At 51.3% G+C, this 16618-nt stretch carries 14 protein-coding genes; 9 read left to right on the forward strand and 5 right to left on the reverse strand.

The window, feature by feature from the left end; translation table 11 throughout:
• Window positions 1-29 precede the first annotated feature (29 nt).
• The 5 genes from pdxR (at window position 30) to FAZ14_RS00840 (ending at window position 6006) form a co-directional block, all read left to right on the forward strand.
• Window positions 30-1517 (forward strand): MocR-like pyridoxine biosynthesis transcription factor PdxR, encoded by a 1488-nt coding sequence (pdxR, locus tag FAZ14_RS00820; protein WP_016942356.1) that lies wholly within the window; start codon window positions 30-32, stop codon window positions 1515-1517.
• A gap of 388 nt (window positions 1518-1905) precedes the next feature.
• Window positions 1906-3000: an ABC transporter ATP-binding protein gene (locus FAZ14_RS00825; RefSeq protein ID WP_016942357.1), complete on the forward strand. Its 1095-nt coding sequence runs from the start codon at window positions 1906-1908 to the stop codon at window positions 2998-3000.
• 295 nt (window positions 3001-3295) lie between these two features.
• Window positions 3296-3526 (forward strand): tautomerase PptA, encoded by a 231-nt coding sequence (gene pptA / locus FAZ14_RS00830; protein WP_012884527.1) that lies wholly within the window; start codon window positions 3296-3298, stop codon window positions 3524-3526.
• 443 nt (window positions 3527-3969) lie between these two features.
• On the forward strand, window positions 3970-4947 hold the full coding sequence (locus tag FAZ14_RS00835; protein ID WP_153507894.1) for a DUF1852 domain-containing protein: 978 nt from the start codon (window positions 3970-3972) through the stop codon (window positions 4945-4947).
• Between the two features lie 27 nt (window positions 4948-4974).
• Complete coding sequence (locus FAZ14_RS00840; protein WP_038926253.1) at window positions 4975-6006, forward strand: methionine synthase; 1032 nt, start codon at window positions 4975-4977, stop codon at window positions 6004-6006.
• 142 nt (window positions 6007-6148) lie between these two features.
• Here the strand turns inward: FAZ14_RS00840 and FAZ14_RS00845 are convergent, their stop codons facing one another.
• Window positions 6149-6772 carry a glutathione S-transferase family protein gene (locus tag FAZ14_RS00845; protein ID WP_016942359.1) on the reverse strand — a complete coding sequence of 208 codons (624 nt, stop codon included), beginning with the start codon at window positions 6770-6772 and terminating at the stop codon, window positions 6149-6151.
• 369 nt (window positions 6773-7141) lie between these two features.
• Between FAZ14_RS00845 and bglB the strand changes: the two genes are divergently transcribed.
• Genes bglB through FAZ14_RS00860 form a run of 3 tightly spaced genes read left to right on the forward strand, consistent with a single transcriptional unit; the run spans window position 7142 to window position 12120 of the window.
• On the forward strand, window positions 7142-8218 hold the full coding sequence (gene bglB / locus FAZ14_RS00850) for a beta-galactosidase BglB (protein WP_153507895.1): 1077 nt from the start codon (window positions 7142-7144) through the stop codon (window positions 8216-8218).
• 35 nt (window positions 8219-8253) lie between these two features.
• Window positions 8254-10737, forward strand: coding sequence for a PA14 domain-containing protein (locus tag FAZ14_RS00855; RefSeq protein WP_153507896.1), 2484 nt, complete (start codon window positions 8254-8256; stop codon window positions 10735-10737).
• A 36-nt stretch (window positions 10738-10773) separates the two neighbouring features.
• The gene (locus FAZ14_RS00860; RefSeq protein WP_153507897.1) at window positions 10774-12120 is read left to right on the forward strand and encodes an MFS transporter; all 1347 of its coding nucleotides are present in this window, start codon (window positions 10774-10776) and stop codon (window positions 12118-12120) included.
• Window positions 12121-12144: 24 nt separating this feature from the next.
• On the opposite strand, the gene FAZ14_RS00865 is transcribed toward FAZ14_RS00860, so the two are convergent.
• From FAZ14_RS00865 to FAZ14_RS00875, 3 genes are all read right to left on the reverse strand, one after another.
• Window positions 12145-13185, reverse strand: coding sequence for a LacI family DNA-binding transcriptional regulator (locus FAZ14_RS00865; protein ID WP_153507898.1), 1041 nt, complete (start codon window positions 13183-13185; stop codon window positions 12145-12147).
• A gap of 76 nt (window positions 13186-13261) precedes the next feature.
• A complete protein-coding gene (locus FAZ14_RS00870) occupies window positions 13262-13744 on the reverse strand; it encodes a glutathione peroxidase (RefSeq protein ID WP_016942364.1) in 483 nt (160 codons plus the stop codon).
• A gap of 329 nt (window positions 13745-14073) precedes the next feature.
• Complete coding sequence (locus FAZ14_RS00875) at window positions 14074-14310, reverse strand: tautomerase family protein (protein WP_016942365.1); 237 nt, start codon at window positions 14308-14310, stop codon at window positions 14074-14076.
• 61 nt (window positions 14311-14371) lie between these two features.
• On the opposite strand from FAZ14_RS00875, the gene FAZ14_RS00880 reads away from it, so the two are divergent.
• Window positions 14372-14830, forward strand: coding sequence for a winged helix-turn-helix transcriptional regulator (locus FAZ14_RS00880; protein WP_153507899.1), 459 nt, complete (start codon window positions 14372-14374; stop codon window positions 14828-14830).
• 425 nt (window positions 14831-15255) lie between these two features.
• Here FAZ14_RS00880 and yiaY read toward each other — a convergent pair whose 3' ends face one another.
• Window positions 15256-16404 carry an L-threonine dehydrogenase gene (gene yiaY, locus FAZ14_RS00885; RefSeq protein WP_016942367.1) on the reverse strand — a complete coding sequence of 383 codons (1149 nt, stop codon included), beginning with the start codon at window positions 16402-16404 and terminating at the stop codon, window positions 15256-15258.
• Between the last annotated feature and the right edge of the window lie 214 nt (window positions 16405-16618).

Consider the following 16618-nt stretch of genomic DNA (forward strand, 5'->3'; position numbering starts at 1 on the left):
GCCAGTTTTTAATATTTAAAGGATCCACTTTGCGCTCACTACTGACCGATTTGCTGCTGCAGGGGCTGGAACGCCAGTTGGAAGGCACCCTTAACAAGCGGCTGTACGACACCATCCGCCTGGCAATTCTTTCCGGCGATATCGCGCCGGGACGGCGTTTACCCTCGTCACGCGACCTGGCGCAGCAGTTATCGCTATCGCGCAATACGGTGATCGCCGCCTTTGAACAACTGCTGGCGGAAGGTTATATCGAAACCCGTACCGGCAGCGGCAGTTACGTCACCGAACAGTTGCCAGACACCCATACGCCGGATATGCGCGACGATACGTTGTCGCCACTGCGCCCGGCCGTACAGGAAATTTCCCGACGGGGTATGCATCTGCTGGGGTACGCCGGTGCATCGGCTCGCCAGTGGGGCGCGTTTATGCCGGGCGTTCCGGATATCGCCAGCTTTCCGCATGACCTATGGCGGCGGTTGCAGACCCGCCTGTCCCGCCGTCTGAAGCCGGAACAGCTCTCTTATTCGCCGATCGGCGGTTGCCCGGAACTGCAACAGGCGCTGGTGGACTACCTGCGGGTGGCGCGTTCGGTGACCTGTACGCCGGAACAAATCCTGATCACCGAAGGGACCCATCAGGCGATGGACCTGCTGGCCAAAATGCTGTGCAACCCGGGTGATTTGGCATGGATTGAAGACCCCTGCTATTGGGGCATGCGCAATGTGTTGACCATCAATGGCCTACGTGTCGCGCCAGTCGCGGTGGATGAGCAAGGCATGGTGCCGCCGGACGATGTCTCGCCGCACTCGGTGCCCCGATTGATTTGCGTTACGCCATCACACCAGTACCCGTTAGGGGCGGTGATGAGCCTGGCCCGTCGCCAGCGGTTGCTGGCATTGGCGCAGGAGCACAACAGTTGGGTGATTGAAGACGATTACGATAGCGAATTCCGCTTTTCCGGCAGCCCGATTCCGGCCTTGCAAGGGCTACAGACGCAACCTCCGGTTATCTACATCGGCACCTTCAGCAAAACACTCTATCCGGGACTGCGAGTCAGTTACATGGTGCTGCCACCACAACTGGCGCGAGAACTGAAAATAGCGCACGCCGAGCTGTACCGTGGCGGGCACCTGCTGACGCAACTGACGCTAAGTCAGTTCATCAGTGAAGGGCACTACGCCGCTCACATCCGGCGTATGCGCCTGTTGTACGCCCGCCGTCGCGCGCTGCTGAGCGAATTGATTGTGCAGCATTTGGGGGATGACTACCTCGGCTATAACAGTAACGCCGGGCTACACCTGATTCTGCGCTTGCCCGACCCCATCGATGATGTGGTGCTGGCCGCCCGTATTCTGCAACACGGCGTGATGGTGAAACCGCTTTCCAGTTACTACCTGCACCCAACGCATCAGCGCGGGCTGTTGCTCGGTTACGCCGGTGTCGATGAAGCTGAAATGGTACAGGCATTTGACGTGATTCTTCGCTGTTTACGCGCGCTGGAAACGCAGCTCAGCTAAGGCCCCGATAGCCCCGCGCTCCCTGCTCGCCACCCGCCCCAATTGGTGGCGTAGCCCTCATCCAACCTCACGTTTTGGTTCGCACCACTGCACAATGCTGGTGCTTTTGTTTAACAAAAAATCACCATTTTGATGCAATCTCAGCAAACAATGCACCATACTGTTCAGGCATTCTGTTTGTTGCGCTATTGTTAATGGTGTGCAGTATGCACTGTTAACGTACTAGGTACATAGCCGGACACCCGTGTTCATCACGGTAACCAGCTGAACATCTGACGCCTCTTTTTTATTCCAAACCAATAAAAATAGTTTCTCAATTAAGTATCAGGCATGACTTATGCATAAGTCATTATCAGCATCGAGCTACGACACGTGAGAGAAGGGAAGAATGAAAACCTACGTCAGCTTCAAAAATATTCAAAAAACCTACGATGGCGATCGTCTGGTGGTCAAAAACCTGAATCTGGATATTCAGGAAGGTGAATTCCTGACCATGCTGGGCCCGTCCGGCTCCGGTAAAACCACCAGTCTGATGATGCTGGCCGGGTTTGAAACGCCCACGCAGGGTGAAATCCTGCTGCGTGACACCCCATTGCACAACCTGCCCCCCCATCAGCGCGGCATCGGCATGGTATTTCAAAACTATGCCTTGTTCCCGCATATGACGGTGGCGGAGAACCTGGCGTTTCCGTTGTCCATTCGCCGCCTGAACCGCAGCGACATCAAAGAGAAAGTGGACCGCGTACTGGACCGCGTCAAGCTGGCTAATCTGGCTGACCGCTACCCGGCACAGATGTCAGGCGGCCAGCAGCAGCGCGTGGCGCTGGCCAGAGCGCTGGTGTTTGAACCCCGGTTGGTGCTGATGGATGAACCCTTGGGCGCGCTGGACAAGCAACTTCGCGAGCATATGCAACTGGAAATCAAGGAACTGCACCGGGCATTAGAACTGACCGTGGTGTACGTCACCCACGATCAGAGCGAAGCGATGACCATGTCAGACCGGGTGGCAGTATTCAATGACGGCATCATCCAACAGATGGACAGCCCGAGTGATATCTACGAACACCCACAAAATACCTTCGTGGCGCAATTTATCGGCGAAAACAATACGCTGATTGCCACCCAATGCGGTGGCGACGGCGATTATTATCAGGCTAAACTGGATGACGGTACCGTCCTGCGCGCGCTGAAAGTGCGCCCCAGTTCACCGGGTAAAAAAATCCATCTGTGCATCCGCCCGGAGCGGGTAAAAGTTAACGCCAGCGTCCTGCCAGATGGTGCCCAGCAGGTTCGCGCCCATATCCAGCAATTTATCTATCTTGGCGATCACGTTCGCATGATGACCGAGGTGGCCGGGCAGCCACAATTTATGGTGAAACTGCCCGCCAGCGACGTTAACCCGAACTGGCAAATTGGCAGTGAAATCCACTTATCCTGGTTGCCGGAGCACCTGCGCGCACTGGATGTGGTCGTCATGCAGTAAATACGCCACGGTTCGGCGCGGATCTCGCCATCGATCAACGCCGAACCGTTAATGTAGGCCGTTCAGTTAATCCAGCCGGTTTCCGTTTGGGTAGCGCGCCTTCGTTGGGTAAATCATCTTCGTTAAGTAAACCGTCGTCTTTGAGCAGATAGTCGTCTTTGATGTAGATAGTTGTCTTTGATGTAGATAGTCGTCTGCCCAAAACCATGCCAAGATGACCACGCCACAGGCGGTGAGTGTTTCAGTGCTAACCACCCTGCCCTATACCCACTTTCACACACGGAGCGTCTTAGCCATGCCACATGTTGCCATCAAGTATTTTCCCCGCAATCTGCCGGAAACCGTCAAACAGGATTTGGCAAACGATATCAGCGACCTGCTCAAGAAGTACCTGAACGCGGAAGACAAGTCTATCTCGGTGGCGTTAACCGAAGTCACACCAGATCGCTGGAAAGACACCGTTTACGATATCGAAATCGGTCCGGAACTGGATAACCTCACCAAAAAACCGGGCTATTCGATGTAATCGTCAACACATGCAGCACGTTGTTGGTGCTCAATGATGAGACGCGGTGCTCACCGGGTGCTGTGCAGAAATTCGTGTTATCCCATCAAGAACAAGGCTCATGATGGGCCTTGTTATACCAGTCAACCCGTCTGTCGTTCGCCACCACGGCGTCTACCTCTTTTAGCATTGGCATCAGCCCACTCAGTAACGTATTGATTCCTATGGTGAATCTTGTGAGGTTGGGCCACCTGCCCCCTCCCTGACCTGACCGTATGCCTGACCATGAATATGGCTCATGTTGTAATGAAATTAAGTCTCTTTCACTCACCCAGCAACTCTGGCATAAAATATGCTGAATTAACGTATTAGCAACATGAAGACCACCGAATGATAAAGTAAAGTCATTCCAGAACAATGCATTAACCGGGTTTTCATATCAGGCAACAGGATAAAAGAGCGCGATGACTAAAAATTTTACATTTACGATTAAGAGCAGTTGCTTCGATGAGAACTATAACCCCTCCGAAAACACGCGCATCACTACCAACTTTGCGAATTTGGCCAGGGGAACGAGCCGTCAGGAGAACTTACGCAACACATTAGTGATGATTGATAATCGCTTCAACACATTGGCGTATTGGGATAACCCCAAAGGTGATCGTTATTCTGTCGAACTTGAAATCATTTCTGTTGATCTGCATATTGCCAATAATGACGGCACCTTCCCGGCCATTGAAATATTGAAAACAAACATTATTGATAAAAAAACAAATCAACGAATTGACGGTATTGTAGGCAATAACTTCTCTTCTTATGTGCGAGACTATGATTTTAGTGTGTTGTTGTTAGAACATAACAACAACCACTCCGAATTTAGCATTCCAGATAACTTTGGCGATTTACATGGAAATATATTTAAGCATTTCGTCAACTCACAGGAATACAAAGATAATTTTAAAAAATCGCCTGTAATATGCTTAAGTGTTTCCAGTAAAGATATCTATCATCGCACTGGAAACCAGCATCCTGTTTTGGGTATCGAATACCAGCCGAATGGTTCTTCTTTAACCGAACAGTATTTCGAAAAAATGGGATTACAGGTTCGCTACTTTATGCCGCAACATAGTGTTGCACCTTTGGCCTTTTATTTTTCTGGTGACTTACTGAGTGATTATACTGATCTTGAGCTTATCAGTACCATCAGCACGATGGAGACTTTCCAAAAAATTTACCGACCTGAGATTTACAATGCTAACTCTGCCGCGGGGCAATACTATCAACCCAACCTGAATAACCAGGATCATTCATTAACAAAGATTGTTTATGATCGGGAAGAGCGCAGCCAGTTAGCGATTAAGCAAGGGAAATTTGCGGAAGAGCACTTCATCAAGCCGTACAAGCATCTTCTTGAGCAATGGTCTACCCATTACGCGCGTTAATTCACCAAAAATATAAGGTCACCTGCTATGAAAACATTGCTACCCACCTCGACTGCGGGCAGTTTACCCAAGCCCTCCTGGCTCGCAGAGCCTGAGAAACTGTGGTCTCCCTGGAAATTACAGAACGAAGAGTTGATTGAAGGGAAAAAAGACGCCTTGAGTTTGTCGCTGTTTGATCAGCTGCGTGCGGGTATTGATATTGTCAGCGATGGCGAACAAACACGCCAACACTTTGTCACCACGTTTATTGAGCACCTGAGCGGTGTGGATTTTGAAAAACGTGAGGTCGTTAAAATTCGTAATCGCTATGATGCAAGCGTACCAACAGTTGTCGGTGCGGTGGCGCGCCAAAAACCCGTTTTTGTTGAAGATGCCAAATTCTTACGTCAACTCACCCGGCAACCCATTAAATGGGCGTTGCCAGGGCCGATGACGATGATTGATACACTCTATGATAACCACTACAAAAGCCGCGAAAAGCTCGCCTGGGAATTTGCCAAAATACTCAATCAGGAAGCGAAAGAATTAGAGGCCGCAGGTGTCGATATTATCCAGTTTGATGAACCAGCATTTAATGTTTTCTTTGATGAGGTGAATGACTGGGGGATCGCCACGTTAGAAAAAGCCATTGAAGGGCTGAAATGTGAAACGGCTGTACATATTTGCTATGGCTATGGCATTAAGGCCAATACCGACTGGAAAAAAACGCTAGGGTCAGAATGGCGGCAATATGAAGAAGCGTTTCCGAAATTGCAAACATCCAATATCGATATCATCTCACTGGAATGCCATAACTCGCGTGTTCCTATGGATCTGCTGGAACTGATTCGCGGTAAAAAAGTCATGGTAGGCGCCATTGATGTGGCAACCAATACCATTGAAACACCAGAGGAAGTCGCCGATACGCTACGAAAAGCACTTCAGTTTGTGGATGCCGATAAGCTCTACCCTTCTACCAACTGTGGCATGGCTCCCTTATCTCGTCGGGTCGCCACCGGCAAACTCAATGCATTAAGTGCAGGCGCAGATATCGTGCGCAGAGAGATCCTGGCTAAATAACACCGTTGGATTGTCGATCATGAAAAACGCAGTCCGTGTCTGGCGCTCAGCTCAATCGCCAGACACGGACTGCGTCATATTAATCATTACGTGATGACGGATAAAAAGCGGCGAATTTATCTGGTGCCGTCAGCCCGATTTTTTAGACCATACCATTATTGCCATGACGCAAAAATGCCGGGCGCTGATTCAAGCGCATAAACCACGCGTCAATAGCAGGCACGTCGGGATGGGCAAACGGTGTCATTTTCCAGCGATTCACCGACAACCCAAGCACCACATCCGCCAGCGTAAACGTCTCACCAGCCGCCCATGCACCGGTGCGCTGGAGTTGTTGTTCCAGAATACCAATACAGTGGTTCCACGCGTTAATGCCTTCGGCAATCGCCTTTTGATCGTTATAGGCTGGATTCTTGCGCGCCAGAGCGGGGAAGACATAACGCCAGGCGTTATTAAACTCGGTCGCCTGCCAATCCATCCAGTGCTCGACGTTGGCACACGCTTGCGGCTCATTGGGGAGTAAGTCATCGCGCCCGGCTTTACGCGCCAGATAGCGGCAAATCGAATTCGATTCCCACAGCACGAACTCATCGTCAATCAACACGGGCACCATCGCGTTCGGGTTCATGGCGCGAAAGGCATCGGTTTGCGTCGAGGCAAATCCGCTACCGTAATCTTCCTGAACATAATCCAGCCCCACTTCTTCGCAGGTCCAAAGCACTTTACGCACATTTATTGATGTCGTTTTACCCAATATTTTCAGCATGCTTCGAAGGCCCTTCCGCGTGATTAATCGTCTAAAAACACTACACCAACTTCATACCTTGTTGCTACTGGCAACAGAGCACTGTCGACTACGGCGCATCGTGGACAACGACATCATCAATCACAGCGGTTGATAACTACGCAAAAAATTTTCGCAACCCAACTCTAAAAATGAAACACCGTTCCAGCAACCTCTTGTTTTATCAATAGTTCCCGTTATTACGATGTGAAAAATAAAAAAACGAAGTCGAATTAAATATTGCCAAAGCTCACAAAATATGAACGCAAAATTTTTTCGTATTGCGCATATTAAATACATAGTGATTTAATCATTATTGAAATAATCATCACGCGCTGAATGAGAATAAAAATGGAAAAACGCACTCTGAATAAAAATATCGACTTACTTTTAAGTGGATTCACTGAATTAAAAGATAATGGACGATTTAATGAACCCAATCTTGACGGCAGCATCGGAGATTATATTTCATTTGCCAGCTGGGAATGGCCACAGGGCGTTGGGCTATTTGGACTGGTGCGTTTATGGGAGAATAATAAATCGAATGACCTTTATCAAATTATCGATAACTGGTTTCAGAAAAATATTGATAAAGGGCTGCCGGGCCTGAACGTGAATACCACCGCACCGATGCTTCCCTTATCGCTTTTCTGGTCTCATCACCGGCAGCCTCATTATCAGCAGGTGTTAGATAACTGGGCAACCCGCGTGATGACCGAACTCCCGCGTACACCAGAACAGGGCTTCCAGCATGTGGTTTCCGACGGCATTAATGAGATGGAGCTCTGGGACGATACGCTGTTCATGGTCGTGCTGTTCCTGGCGCACTACGGTACGGTATCCGGGCGCAAAGAACTGGTTGATGAAGCGGTGCGTCAGTTCTTGCTGCATGCACGCTACCTCAATGATCCCCAAACCGGTTTGTGGTACCACGGCTGGAGCTTTGTCGAGAACAGCAACTTTGCCAATGCCCGTTGGGCGCGTGGCAATGCGTGGATTACTGTTGGCATCCTCGAGTTACTGGACCTTGCCGATGTGGACACGGGCGTGCGCGAGTACCTGATCGAGTGTCTGAAAAAGCAGGTCAATACGCTGATTGACTTACAGGCAGATAACGGCGCATGGCACACCTTGCTCGACCATCCTGACTCCTATACCGAAATTTCCGCCACTGCGGGTTTTGGCTATGGCTTATTAAAAGGCGTACGAATGGGAATTGGCGATGAACGGTGGCAACAGGCGGGTTTAAAAGCGCTGGCAATTGTTCAGGATAATATTGATGCCAAGGGGACTGTGCATAACGTTTCTTATGGCACTCGCATGGGGCGAACACTGCAATTTTATAAAGACATTCCATTACAACCTACTGGGTATGGACAGTCACTGGCAATATTATGCCTGAGTGAAGGTTTGCATTTCGTTAATTAAAAATAAAACTGAATCGTTCTCTTTTGGAGAAAATAATGGCTATTGAATATAGTAATTTTAATTTAACGGCAGGTAATGCTGTGCGTTACTGGCAGCTATCCGATATTTCAAGTTTACGCTATGACACGGTGGATTTACCGATGGCAGGCGAAATGGATCCGTTTTTCTTTTTAAGCAAACATAAGAACTTCATTCCGCATACTTACCCGTGCCGTGATATTTTTCGCCAGCACTTTTCCGAGAAAAAGCCACAACCGTTTGCAAGCGCAGACTATTCTCGTTGGTGGTTCCCTTTCGCCTCAGACAGAGTCGATCTGTCCGGTTTTTGGTTCCGTCCAACCCGCGTTGGTGCCTGGGCCAGAACGCTGCTCGATTGCCCGCAGGCAGGTGAATATCGTTTTCGCCTGACAACCTGTGGCGGCGCGGTGCTAAAGCTCAATGGTGAAGAAGTACTCTGGATGGCTGATTACCAGCGCAATCTGGAAAGCCAGCGTGAATTCAGCCTGTCACTGCATGCCGGAAAAAACGAGCTTGAGATCTGGTTCGATGATTTAGCCGAACGTGATATTCGTTTCTTTTTCGAACTCGACTACCTCGCTGGCGAGCCGCTACACATTGCGCTGGCCCCCCCCCTGTCTGACATACAAGTCAAAGAGATGGAACAGCTGTTGGACGGCGTTTCCTTTGAGCATCCGGTGTATAACCGTGGCACCATTCGCCTGGTATTCCCGCAGCCTTCCTCGACAGACTATAGGTTACACGTCAACGTCCTGGGCGATTTCATCTCTCTCGATAAACCCGTAGCATTTCACACCCAACTGACCGCCGGTGAGTCGCTGGTCGCTATCGCTGAAAGCGAAGAAATCCCGGCGGACTTTCGCAATTTCCACATAACACTGCAACGCGAAGGGTTCCAGATTAGCCGCACCCTGGGGGTTGAAATCTGCCACGCCGACCGGCAGAAGGATATTCCACAAACACAAGAAGCGCGGATTGCTGAAGCGCTAAGTGTGGTCGCTCATGAGGGTGAATACAGCAGCGTCAAAGCTCTCGCGCGTCTGGCCTGCGGCCTTAACGATGAGCAAACCCAGCAGATGCTTGATGGCGTTTTGCCGTCCGTACTCGACTGTCATGATTGCGCAGACTTTACCCTTGTTCCGCTGTTGTGGTGCCGCACAGTGTGGGGCGATGAGATCGATCCGGCAGTACGTGGGCGTATTGATGACGCCATTCTGCGCTTTCGATACTGGATGGATGAACCGGGCAACGATGTCCAATGGTACTTCTCTGAAAATCACGCCCTGTTGTTCCACACGGCGGCGCTACTGGCGGGCAATCTCTTCCCAGAGGCTATTTTCACTCGCTCCGGACGTAGCGGACGTGAGCAGGCGGCGGCAGGTAAAGCGCGCGTCATCACATGGCTGGACCATTTTGAACAATGCGAAATGGCCGAATGGAACTCTGCGCCCTATTTCCCCATCGATCTGAAAGGATTAACCGCACTCGCGGCGCTGTCAGGCGACGCGCAGATAAGCAAACGCGCGATTGCAGCCATAGAGCGCCTGCTCACGCAGATTGCCCGTTCAGCCCATCACGGCTTTCTGACCGCCTCGCAGGGACGTTCGTACGAACATACCCTACGCGCCGGACGCTCTCTGGAACTTGCGGCCATTTCGCGTTTGCTCTGGGGAAAAGGCAACTACGGCTGTCGCTTCCATGCACTGCCGCAATTAGCACTTCTGCTGCGTGATGGTCTGCTCAACCCGCCAAGTGAGCTCGCTGACGTTGCTGCCTGGCAAAAAGAGAGCGCTGCCGAGTGGTGTTTCGCGCAAGGTGCTAACCGAATTGCCCGACTGTATCACTACAAAAACCGCCATGCGGCAATGGGGTCGATAGCGGGCTACCGCTGGGGCGAGTGGGGTTATCAGGAAACACCTTTCCATTTACGCCTTGGCAGCCAACCCGAAGCGCAGATCTGGATCAATCATCCGGGAGAGACCTTGCACGGTGGCTTCGGTCGCCCCTCCTACTGGGGTGGATGCGGCACGCTCCCCCGCGTTCAGCAATATCGAGGATTGGCTGTGCTGATTTTCAATTTGCATGAGGGCCAACCGTCCTTTACCCACGCGTGGCTGCCGCAAAGCCAGTTTGATGAGGTCGCTATCAACAACCAGTACGCAGCCGTACGCAGCGGTGACGGAATGGCGCTGCTGATGGGAAACCAGGCGTTTGAAACGGTGAGTACAGGCCCAACCCGAGACTGTGAAATTCGCCTTAACGGGCAGCAAACCTGTTGGCTGGTTCGCATCAACGACCGTGTCGATAGCAGTCTGGACACCTTTCTCACACGCTTTAGCTCCCTGGCAATGACTCAACACGACGACGGCAGCATAGCAGTGAACGATCCGCTGTACGGCACAGTGTGTTTCCTGGCTGACGGGCGAGTGAGCGCCGAAGGCCGCACGCTTGACCCTCAGCAGTGGAGCGTCATTGGCAGTAGCTGTGAACTTCCTCTGTAGCCAACACCCGACACAGACCGGGCAAGGAAAATAATAATGGATACACAAATCGACAAACAGTCAGCACCTTCAGGGCGTACCTCTGGTCATGTTAATCCGAGCAGTCTGCACAATTCCGCACTCGAAGGGGCTAAACCGCAACGCAACTATCGCTGGGTAGTGTGTTCCATGCTGGTATTTGCTACGACAGTTAACTATATGGACCGTCAGATCCTCGGCCTGCTGGCACCTATGCTGCAAAAAGATATCGGCTGGACGGAGATGGAATACAGCTGGCTGGTCAATGCTTTTACCGTGGCTTACGGTGTCGGCACGCTGGTATGTGGGCGAATTATCGACAAACTGGGGACCAAAATTAGTTATGCCGTGGCGATGGTCGTTTGGAGCACCGCGGCAATGCTGCATGCTGTCGCCGGTTCAGTCATCGGCTTTGCGGTGGTACGCGTACTGCTCGGGCTTGGTGAATCGGCTAACTTCCCGGCCGCGATGAAAGTGATTGCCGAGTGGCATCCCAAAAAGGAGCGCACACTGGCGACCGGCATTCTTGGGGTTGCGGTGAATATCGGCGTGGTGATCTCTCCGGCACTGATTCCACTCATTGCGATACATTATGGCTGGCAAGGCGCGTTCTTAATTTTGGGTGCGGTTGGCTTTCTGTGGCTGATCCCCTGGTTCCTCGCCTTTGGTCCGGTGAAGGCGAAAACCAGTGCGGAAGAGCAAGCCTGGATTGCCCAGGATAAAGAAGAGATCGTGAATGTTTCCGCCATTAAATGGTCGCGTCTGTTGGGTTATCGCCAACTGTGGGCCGTGGCATTAGGTAAAATGTTGACCGACCCAATTTGGTGGTTCTTCCTGTTCTGGCTACCGAAATGGCTGCATGAATCACGCGGTATCGACATGAAAGGCTTAGGCTTGCCGCTTATCGTGATTTATCTCTTCGCCATCGTTGGCAGCCTGGGGGCTGGCTGGTTACCCGGTAAACTGATGAGCAAAGGCTTCAGTACCGCCAGCGCGCGTAAAATCACGATGCTTATCTGCGCCTGCCTTGTTTTGCCGATTTTCGCCGCCACTCAGGTTGAAAATCTGTGGGCTGCCGTGGCGCTGGTTGGTTTGGCCGCAGCGGCTCACCAGGGCTGGTCCGCCAACATTCTGACCTCGGTATCGGACCTGTTCCCAAGCGCTGCCGTCGGTTCAGTCGTGGGGATTGGCAGCACGTTTGGGATGATCGGCAGCGTCATCTTCTCTACTGTCATTGGTGCCGTTCTCGATGCATCAGGTAACTACTGGGCTCTTTTCGCCATCAGCTCCGTCGCTTACCTACTGGCATGGGCGGTTATGTATCTCCTGCTCGTGCCGAAAATGGAACGTGCTAGTTTTGATTAACCCGCTTTCTTTCCGGTGGCCGCATCACTCGATGCGGGCCACCGATTGACGTTCTACCATGGAGCACGCCAGCTCAATACGCCTTGGCGTCTCAACACTACCCGCAATCATGTCCTGCAACAGCTCTAGCGCCAGGGTGCCAATTTCCTGTACTGGAAGATGAACGGTGGTTAATGGCGGTGTCGCAAAATCGGCCTGCGGCAGATTATTCATACCGATCACCGAAATATCTTCCGGCACGCGCAGTCCCAAGGCCCGTACGCCATTAATCGCGCCGAGCGCCAACGAATCATTGGCACACAGTATCGCTGTGCACTCACCCGGATTGTCGCCCAGGCGCGCAATCACCGCCTGCTCCGCCAGCTCTGGCAACCAGTCGCTTACCGTCAAGACGCGCGAGTTGTCGCACACCAGTTGGCGACAGCGCATTGCTTCACGCCAGCCGTCCTCCCGTTGTTCAATCGTCCGTCGGCCGGGATGGGTTAAAAACAGAATGTCGCGATGCCCGCGATCCAGCAGATATTCGCAGGCCATGCGCGTCGCCGAACGATTACAGGGAAGCACGCTGGACAACCGCATCAACGGGTCTTCCGTATTCACTAAGACCGCCGGTTTTTTCAGGTTCACCAACGTATTCAGAAAGACGCCGTCATCCACCGTCAGTGCCAATACCCCACCCACATCAGGTTCTTCCAGCAACGCCTGCAAAGCACCATTGTTATTATCGTTGAGCGGATGGGTAATCAGATCAACGCCCAGCACCTTCGCTCGCTCCTTTAATCCTTGCAACACGTACCAGCTAAACTGGTAGCGGTTATAATCCAGCATCGCTACCTGCGAAATAGCCAGAACGATTCGCGCGCCGCCCAGTTCCTGAGCAGGGGTATAACGCATAGCACGCGCCACCTCCTGAATCCGCATACGCAGTTCGTGACTAACCCCTTTTTCACCCGACAGCGCTCGTGACACCGTACTGAGCGAAGTTCGGCAACGGGTGGCAATATCCTCCAGCCGTACCCGGCGATATCCAGCGTCGCGCTCTTCCTTATTATCTGGTTTACTCATATCCCATCCTTTCTGCCCTCGCTCAGCGTAATCCCAAAGACTTTTTTAGATTGAACGGTTCGAATTACCGAAACACTTAGCTTTCAAGTGCAGCAAGGATTGTGGCTTCTATTTTCTCTGGGGTGGTGAACGGTGCAAAACGCTTGAGCGGTTTACCGTCGCGACCGATCAGGAACTTAGTGAAGTTCCATTTGATCCGCCCACCCAGCACGCCGGGCAATTCGTTTTTCAGATAACGAAACACCGGATGCGCGGCGGTTCCGTTGACCTCTACTTTCTCGAACATCGGGAAACTCACGCCATAGTTAATGTGACAAGTCTGCGCGATGTCGTCGGCGTTGCCGGGTTCCTGTTTACCGAACTGGTTACAGGGGAAACCCAGCACCACCAAACCCTGAGCGGCATATTTCTGGTAGAGCGCTTCAAGACCACCGTATTGTGGTGTAAAGCCACAATGGCTGGCGGTATTAACGACCAGAACCACCTTACCAGCGTAGTCGGCCATCGAGATCAGTTGGCCGCCCAGACTGGTGGCGGTAAATTGATGAAAGGTAGTCATATCGGAATCCTCAAAGCAGAGCCAGTTCGACGTCGACATTGCCACGTAGCGCGTTCCTGTTGGGGCATGGGGCATGGGCCGTGGCGAGTAGAGCCTGTTCCTGATGGCCAGGCAGGTCTGGAATCGTGTGCGATACATCTTTGCAAAGTCGAACGAAAAGAACAACAAACCGGCGACCTTTGCCCTGCTCTCCCTGATTAACACACTATGAAGTTCATTGAGCGCGTTGGGGTACGAAACCAAATAGCGTGTCATCACCAGACTGTCAGAGCGGACATGCGTATTGTCCGCCGATTACTCAGGGCTAAATGTAAGTAACTACAACCGAATCATGACCGCTGCGGTGATGCAAATTTTGCAGCAATCATTTCAGATGTGGGTTGTATTCCCCCAAGACTCCACTGCTCTGGGTCATGCTCGTCAATTCGAATCCATACCGAACGCCGAAACTCAGGATCGCCTTTCCCCTCAATGTCAACAATAAGGTCAGTCATACGACGTAGAAGTTCACTTTTTTGCTCCGGGCTCAAAATCCCTTTAATGGTTTGCACATTGACGAAGGGCATTGTATTCTCCTTAACTAGCTGGGTATTAAAATCATACTCAGGTTAGAGGGCAAATGTACACATGTCAAAAGATAATTCCTTACCGTACCTGTCACCTGAACTTTGCGGGCTTGCTGCAGCAGCAGAACTACTTGGAGATCAATGGATTTTGTTGATTCTAAGGGAGGCTTTTTACGGGGTTAGTCGCTTTGAAACGATACGCGCACATACAAAAATCACGAAGCAGACATTGGCAAACCGATTAAAAAAAATGACTGAACTCGGTCTCCTTTGCAAAATCCCCTATCAGGAAGAAGGTACACGTGAACGCTATGAATATGTTCTCACCCCCAAAAGCCGATCGCTGGCACCGCTTCTTTTTTCCCTAATGGAATGGGGTCATAAAAATATATTGCATGATGAGCCACATATTTCCTTAGTTGATAAAAGCACGGGGGACGTAGTGCACAGTGCATTTGTATCAACAAGGGGGAATATCGTTGATGCTAAAAATCTCAAGATAGTGGCGTTCAAACGTTAATGTGCCTACTAACGTTATTCTCGCTGGTTTCGTTCGCTCATTAAATGCCTACATGTAATGTCCGCTTCTGAGACCGTGCAGATAAGCCACTCAGACTGAGGGGCTGCTCTGAGCTATGAAGAGTCCATTAAATTAATGCGTTTGCGCCTTGATCTGAATGGAAAGGTTTAGCAACAGAGGTGAATAACTGCAATGTGGGTGACCTGTTCCCCGTAAATCAACACAAGCTGATGATAGCAATGTCCGCTCCTGGCACTTAGCTGACCGCAATAATTATTTAGATAATAATAGCAACCAGAAATAAATAACAATCCCGTAAACATACCCCATTAATAACCCCCCTATCATCCCGATGATAGCGCGTTATAAAAAAAAGCCCCCAACCATCAGGTCAGGGGCTTTTCAATATCGACACTCACATCACATTAGAATGCGGCGGCAAAGATCTCGACGATTTCCGCGTGAGTGGCTTTTTTCGGGTTGGTCAGACCGCAGGCATCTTTCAGCGCGTTATCGGCCAGGATGTTGAAGTCTTCTTCTTTCACACCCAGGTCTTTCAGGCCTGCCGGAATGCCGACGTCACGCGCCATCTGGCTGATGGCCTGGATAGCCGCTTCCGCTGCCTGCTGGTCGCTCAGACCGGCGACATCCACTCCCAGTGCGACGGCAACGTCTTTCAGGCGCGGTGCAGCAACGGTGGCGTTATAACGCTCAACGTGCGGCAGCAGTACCGCGTTGCACACCCCGTGCGGCAGGTTGTAGAAACCGCCCAGTTGGTGCGCCATTGCATGCACATAACCCAGTGACGCGTTATTGAATGCCATGCCTGCCATGAACTGAGCATAGGCCATCTGTTCACGCGCGACCATGTTTTTACCGTCTTTCACGGCATCACGCAGGTGGTCACGAATCAGTTCCATCGCTTTGATTGCGACGGCGTCAGTAATCGGGTTGGCAGCGGTCGACACATAGGCTTCGATAGCATGGGTCAATGCGTCCATCCCGGTGGCGGCAGTCAACGATGCAGGCATGCCGACCATCAGTACCGGATCGTTGACGGACATCACCGGCGTCACGTTCTTATCCACAATCGCCATTTTCACGTGGCGCGCTTCATCGGTGATAATGCAGAAACGGGTCATTTCAGAGGCCGTTCCCGCCGTGGTGTTGATGCCGATAAGCGGCAGCTGCGGTTTGGCAGAGACATCCACGCCTTCATAGTCCGCAATTTCGCCGCCATTGGACGCCAGCAGGGCAATCCCTTTGGCACAGTCATGAGAAGATCCACCACCCAGCGAAACAACGCAATCGCTGTTGTTCGCTTTGAGAATTTTCAGGCCGGCATCCACGTTGGCCACAGTCGGGTTCGGCTGCACACCGTCATAGATAGCACTGTCGACCTGATATTTCTTCAGCAGTTGCTGCACGGAAGCCGCAACACCAATTTTGTTCAGCACGCCGTCGGTGACGATTAACGCGTGTTTGAAACCCTGCAACTGAATCTGCCTTGCCGCTTCCTCTAATGCACCTTCGCCCATCAGATTTAGGGCTGGAATGTAAAATGCGCTGCTCATAGTTCACCATCCATTTTATTACAGAGTTTTAACCCGGATTCATCCTAGCATTGACATTTTTCAGTAAAATTGACCCAGAGCAAATTTCTAACACTCTTTACACACGAAGTGAGAAATCTTTCTTTTCTTTTATATCAACTGGTAACCAACTGTTATTTTAGTAAATAACCATTTCATGTGATGAAATTATATTGCCGATGATATAACCCGCCAC

This window comes from Dickeya oryzae, assembly GCF_009372235.1.
GTDB lineage: Bacteria > Pseudomonadota > Gammaproteobacteria > Enterobacterales > Enterobacteriaceae > Dickeya > Dickeya oryzae.